Origin of the sequence: Myxococcus sp. AB025B (assembly GCF_006518215.1) — a bacterium.
GTDB lineage: Bacteria > Myxococcota > Myxococcia > Myxococcales > Myxococcaceae > Myxococcus > Myxococcus fulvus.
Genome location: NZ_SRLW01000467.1, coordinates 1 through 5,351, shown reverse-complemented (window position 1 = coordinate 5,351; position 5,351 = coordinate 1). Strand labels below are relative to the sequence as shown.

The following is a 5,351-nucleotide window of genomic DNA, read 5'->3' as shown; positions in this document are numbered from 1 at the left end:
GCCCAGCACCCCCACGCCCAGCACCGCGACCCAGCCCAGCCACACCCTCTCGCGAGGTGTCTGTTTCGAGAGCGCCTGGAGCAGCGCCTCCATCGAGGGATGACGGGCCTCGGGCTCACTCGCGAGCCCCTTCGCCACGGCCGCGCGCACGTGGCCTGGCAGTCGGGGCGGCTTCTTCACCGATGCGCCGTGCTTCGTCGGTTGTCCGGGCCGCTCGCCATACAGCGCTTCGTGCAGCGCGACGCAGAAGCTGTACTGGTCGCTCCTCGCGTCCACGGGCTGCCCGCGCCGCTGCTCGGGTGACATGTACGCGGGGGTTCCCAGCGCGGTGCCCTCGCGGGTGAGCGCGGTCTCCTCCGCGTCCACGCCGAGCGGCGCGGTGGTGAGGTCGCCCGTCGTGGGGTTCGACGCCGCTGGCTCCCCCCACCTCCTCGCGAGCCCGAAGTCCGTGACGCGTGGACGTCCGTCCCGGCCCACCAGCACGTTGGCGGGCTTGAAGTCCCGGTGCACCAGCCCTCGCTGATGCGCGGCCGCGAGCCCCAGGCCCGCCGCGTGGAACATCTCCAGCACCTCGCGCCAGGGACGCTCCTGCTCGCGCAGCCAGCCCGCGAGTGTCGGGCCCTCCACCCACTCCATCGCAAGGAAGTCCCGCCCCTCCGCGGAGCCGAGCTCGAAGATGGGCAACACATTGGGATGGGACAGGCGCGCCATCGCCTGCGCCTCGCGCAGCAGTCGGGCGCGGCTCTCCGTCTCGACACTCTCGCGCATGGGACGCAGCAGCTTCACCGCCACCTTGCGCCCCAGCCTCGGGTCCTCCGCCGCGTACACCACGCCCATGCCGCCCTCGCCCAGCAGTTCGCGCAGCACGTAGCTCCCCAGCTTCGTGCCCTCCGGCAATCGCTCTGCTGGGGACGGGCGTGCTCCCCGGGTCGACATCCCCTCCGAGTCTGGACGCGTGAGCGAGCCCGCGCCCGGTGAGGAGGCCTCGGCCGCGACCACCGCGACCAGGGCCCGACAGTCCTCACACGAGTCCAGGTGCGCCGCCACCTCCGGCACCCGCGCGCCCGACAGCACACCGCTCACGAAGCCGGCGAGCACGTTCTCGTCCGGGCACGCCTCGGGCATGGGAGAGGCCGGTGGGTTCATGGGCGCGTGTCACATCATCCCCGCTGCCCTCATTGGAGGGAAGGCAGCGGGTCCCTCGGGCTACTTCGCGGCCGCCTGCTCGGGGTCCGTCACCACCACGGCGTAGTCCCCCTGCTGCCCACCGCGCGTCCAGGTCAGCAGCCGCGTGGTGCCCGCCTCCAGCCCCGTGATTTCGAGCTTCCCGCCCCCCAGCGTCTTCACCTCCGCCGTCTCCCTGTTCCCCAGCGCCACGCGGGTCAGGTCCTTCACGGTGATGACGTGCTTGTCCCCCACCTTCAGCTCGATGCGCTCCTCCGCCAGCGCCGTCGTGCCCACCACCGTCAGCGCCACCAGGGCCAGCTTCTTCAGTGCGTTCCGCATGATTCGGGTCCTTTCAGGATGAGAGCGAGGCGTCCTCGCCTGCCTTCATCGGGGTGACACCGGCCACCAGGACGTGTTGCACGCAGGCCGCGAAAAAGTTCGCGGGGGGCTAACCGGGTTCCTTCAACAGCCCCAGGAGGCTCACGTCGAGCTGACTGTGCACCACCCGCATCAGGCTTCGCAGCTCGTCCGCGGACAGCTGGAGGCGCTCGGCCAGCCGCTCGCGCGCGCCCTCCAGCACCGTCCTCCGCGTCTGTGAAATCCAGCGCGACACCGTGGACTTGTGCGTCTGGTACATCGCGCCGATGCGCTCCAGGCTCACGCCCTCCACCACGTGCAGCCGCAGCACGGTGCGCTCGCGCGGGGACAGGCTCCCCAGCGCTCCCGCCAGGGCCTCGCGGAAGTCCTGCTGGTGGCGGCGGCGCAGGTAGTCGAGCTCGACGTCACCGCCCGCTCCGCCTCGCTCCACCCACGCGGAGCCCTCCGCCTCCGCGTCCTCCTCGGCCCTGGCGCGTCGGCCCTCCGCGCGCTGGAGGTTGAAGGCCGTGCGCACCACCGCCGCGCGCAGCCACGCGGCCAGCGGGCCCGTGCCCTGGTACTCGGCGATTCTCGGCTCGGCGTCACCCTGGGGGACGAGGAGCCGCTGACGCAATTGCTGGAGGACCTCCGCGGTGTCCAGGCCGCCACCTCGCACCCGCGTCAGCGCGCTGGCCGCACGAGGGAGCAGATGTCGCTCCAGCGCGGCGTGCGCGGTGGGCAGTCCTCGTGCACACGCGCAGGCCAGATAGAGGTCCGCCACGGGCAGCGCGGCGAGTGTCGCGGCGGGCTCGTCGCTGGGGCCCAGCCGGGTCGCGACGTGGCGCAGGAAGTCCTCTTCCGGAAGCATGACGTCCGGCCACGCCTGTCTCGCGATGGACAGCCAGGAGTCCAACAGCGCGTCGAGCCCGGGCACCTCCGCGTAGCACCGCGCCTGGGGCGGCAGGTGCTGGAGGAAGAGGTGGGAGCGACTCGGCTGCTTCGACATGCACGCCTCGGGATGAACACCCACCGGTGCGGTGGCTTTCCTTGTTACAGCGCGGGGCGCCTTTTCTACAGGCTCGCTCGGAGTCCTCGCGCGTCTCCATGCCTGACGGGCCTGCCTGGAGTCCGGGGGTGATGCTCGCCCGAAGACGGGCTTTCGCGCCATGGGCCAGTGTCTCCGATGAGCAGTGGATTCAACGCGGCCGTGCGCGCGCCTCGGCATGGGCCCTGCTTTCCCCCGCAGGGCATCCGTTCCGGAGGACAGGACGATGAGCGAGCACGCGCGGGCCCAGTTGAGAGCGTTGAAGGAATCCGCGCGGTCGTTGTTCCTCCAGGAACGGTATGGCGAGTGTGCACAGGAGCTGGAGCGCATCCTCCGCCTGGTGCCCAAGGACCCGAATGCGCGCGTGCAACACGCGGAGACGTGTCGTCGCGCGGGGAACCTGCGCGCGGCCATCGCCTCCTATCGGACAGCGGCGTCGCTGCTGCTCGCGCAGGGATGTGAGGCCCGGGCCCGCGCGGCCCTGCGCGCCGCGCTGGAGCTGGACCCTCGGGATGCGGAGCTGACCTCGGACTTCGCGCGGTTGGGACAGGCGCCGGTGCCTCCCTCGACGGCGCTGGAGGATGAGCGGCTCTATCGGGATGTGGCCGGGCTCGCCGTGGAGAAGGAGGCGCCTCGGGTGGAGTCGAGGACGCGCACGCCGCCGCCTCCTCCTCCCGCGTTCGTGTTGCGCGCGGCGGAGGAGGCTCGGGTCCGGGGACCGCTGCCTTCGGTTCCTTCCATCGCTCCGGTGAGCGTGCGCGCCCTGGTGGCGCCCAGCGCTCCGCCGGTGCCCGATGACGATGAGTCGTCTGTTCTCGACCTGGTCGACGAGGTGTCCATCGACATCGACGTGGAGCCCGTGGCGACGCCCGCGCCCACCACCGTGATGGGGATTCTGCTCGATGAGGTGCCTACCGCGGACTTCCTCGCGGAGCTGCTGGCGTCGACGCCCATCCAGCTACCCGCGTCACGGTCGCCGAAGTCGTCTCCTCCTGTTCCGGAGACACGGGCTCCCGAGGTCTCCTCGCCGCGTGGATATGAGCTCGCCCTCGTGGGGGAGCGGTTGCCCGTGCCCGTGCGCGGCGCGGCGCCCGCACAGACGATGACTTCGTTTCCTCCTCGGGGTGCCGTGGCGCCTCGGCAGGTCGAGGCTCCGCGGACTGTTCCCGCGCCTGTGACGCCTTCGCGCGGCTCGGCGCAGAACACGGGCGGCGCTGTTCGTGCTCCGTCCACGGAGCGGAATCAGGCGCGGCCGATGGGCGCGGGTACCGCTTCACGGCAGGCCGGTGCGCATTCGGCTCCCCAGGCTGCGTCCGCTCCGCGTCAGCCCGACGGTCACGGAAGCACGACGAAGGCCCCGCTCACGCTCGAGCCTCGGTGGACGCAGACGGGCACCGCGCCTCGCACGGCCGGGGCTCCCGACCCTTCATTCGTTCGGGCGAAGTCGCCCCCGACCGCGTCACCCGCGCAGGCGCTTCAGGCCACGGCACGGGTCTCGCCTCCGGCGCAGGCGCTGAGCGCGCGGGATTCTCGCGAGCCACAGAGGGTCGAGGTGAGCGCAAGCCTGTGGACCACGGGGGGACCGGTGACGGTGAATCCCGTGACGGCGTATCGACCCGAGCTGCGCTGGCTCAGTCCCAACGCGGTGGCGCTGAGGGTCTCGCCTCAGTCCCGCTGGGTCATCATCCGCTCCGAGGGTCCGTTGTCGTTGAGCCGCGCGGAGACCCTCGCGACCGAGTCACTCGAGGACTCCCGTCTGACCGCGTCGGACCTGGCCGTGTCCTCCGTAGCGCCCACGCGCTGACGCGGCCCCACGCCTGGTCGGACCTGGCCGCGACCTCCGTGAACTCCGTGGCGCCCATGCGCCGACGCGGCCTCACGCATGCTCGGACCTGGCCTTGACCTCCGTGGCGCCCATGCGCTGACGCGGCCTCACGCCTGTCGTGGACGCGTGCATGCACAGCCTCGCGCGGGCTCTCGCATCACGCATGCGGATGCGCACGCTCGCGACATCGCGGCTTCAGGTCCGCTCGCGCTCCACAAGTTCTCCACATCGGGCGGACCTGGACCTCGGCGCACTCCGGAGCCCCTTCACGAGTCGGACTCACTGGAGCACTCCACCGCCCGAGCTCCCGTCCCACCCCGAGTCCGCGCACAGCCGCGCCGGACCGCTCGAGCCCCACGGGCCCGAGCCTCCTGGCTCACCGTCACTGGACGCGGGGGAGGGCCTCACGTCCGGAGGCCCTGCCCGTCCCGCCTCACATCGGCACGGACTTCTTCGGGTCGAAGCGCTTCTTCTCGGGAGCCGGCTGCACCTGGACAGGCTGGACCTGCTCCGTCGGCGTGGCTTCCGGCTCGCGGCCCTCCACCGCCGCCTGCGCCTCCGCCTTCTCCTCCGACACCTGCGCCTTCACCGGCGCCTCGCAGTGCTCACCCTTCCGGTTCGGGTGGCAGTGCCGAATCCCATACACGTGGTGACAACCACACGCGTCCACCCGCTTCTTGGCGCAAATCGACGGATTGAACACCGGACCCGCCACCGTATCCGCCGGCACCGCCTGCAACGCCATCGCCAGGAAAACCCCGCCGAGGAAACCCATCACCCACCCCCTACCTGGATGGGAAATGGATGGGACTGGCGAGGGAATGCGGCAAGCCCCGAGCCGATCCAATCGCCACGCTTCGCACGCGAGCCGACTTTCGCTCGGACGTCCGCGTGTGCGCGCACCCGCCGCACCACCCCGCCAAGCTGCGTCCAGGACGTCCGCACGGCAACAACACC

Annotated in this window: 5 protein-coding genes; 1 reads left to right on the top strand and 4 read right to left on the bottom strand. The window is 71.4% G+C overall.

Features of this window, described 5'->3' with window-relative positions; genetic code table 11:
* The 3 genes from FL311_RS40895 to FL311_RS40885 all read right to left on the bottom strand — a co-directional run.
* On the bottom strand, window positions 1-1,146 hold a 1,146-nt coding region (locus FL311_RS40895; RefSeq protein WP_141333046.1), incomplete at its 3' end, for a serine/threonine-protein kinase.
* Window positions 1,147-1,206: 60 nt separating this feature from the next.
* Complete coding sequence (locus FL311_RS46030) at window positions 1,207-1,506, bottom strand: pilus assembly protein N-terminal domain-containing protein (protein WP_141333045.1); 300 nt, start codon at window positions 1,504-1,506, stop codon at window positions 1,207-1,209.
* A gap of 109 nt (window positions 1,507-1,615) precedes the next feature.
* The gene (locus FL311_RS40885) at window positions 1,616-2,530 is read right to left on the bottom strand and encodes a sigma-70 family RNA polymerase sigma factor (protein WP_141333044.1); all 915 of its coding nucleotides are present in this window, start codon (window positions 2,528-2,530) and stop codon (window positions 1,616-1,618) included.
* Window positions 2,531-2,795: 265 nt separating this feature from the next.
* On the opposite strand from FL311_RS40885, the gene FL311_RS40880 reads away from it, so the two are divergent.
* A complete protein-coding gene (locus FL311_RS40880) occupies window positions 2,796-4,373 on the top strand; it encodes a hypothetical protein (RefSeq protein ID WP_141333043.1) in 1,578 nt (525 codons plus the stop codon).
* A 454-nt stretch (window positions 4,374-4,827) separates the two neighbouring features.
* On the opposite strand, the gene FL311_RS44565 is transcribed toward FL311_RS40880, so the two are convergent.
* A complete protein-coding gene (locus FL311_RS44565; RefSeq protein WP_194869587.1) occupies window positions 4,828-5,169 on the bottom strand; it encodes a hypothetical protein in 342 nt (113 codons plus the stop codon).
* Between the last annotated feature and the right edge of the window lie 182 nt (window positions 5,170-5,351).

Excerpts from the sequence above, each read along its gene's own strand:
- FL311_RS46030 (WP_141333045.1), bottom strand. The coding sequence starts at position 1,506 with ATGCGGAACGCACTGAAGAAGCTGGCCCTGGTGGCGCTGACGGTGGTG.
- FL311_RS40885 (WP_141333044.1), bottom strand. The coding sequence starts at position 2,530 with ATGTCGAAGCAGCCGAGTCGCTCCCACCTCTTCCTCCAGCACCTGCCG.
- FL311_RS40880 (WP_141333043.1), top strand. The coding sequence starts at position 2,796 with ATGAGCGAGCACGCGCGGGCCCAGTTGAGAGCGTTGAAGGAATCCGCG.
- FL311_RS44565 (WP_194869587.1), bottom strand. The coding sequence starts at position 5,169 with ATGGGTTTCCTCGGCGGGGTTTTCCTGGCGATGGCGTTGCAGGCGGTG.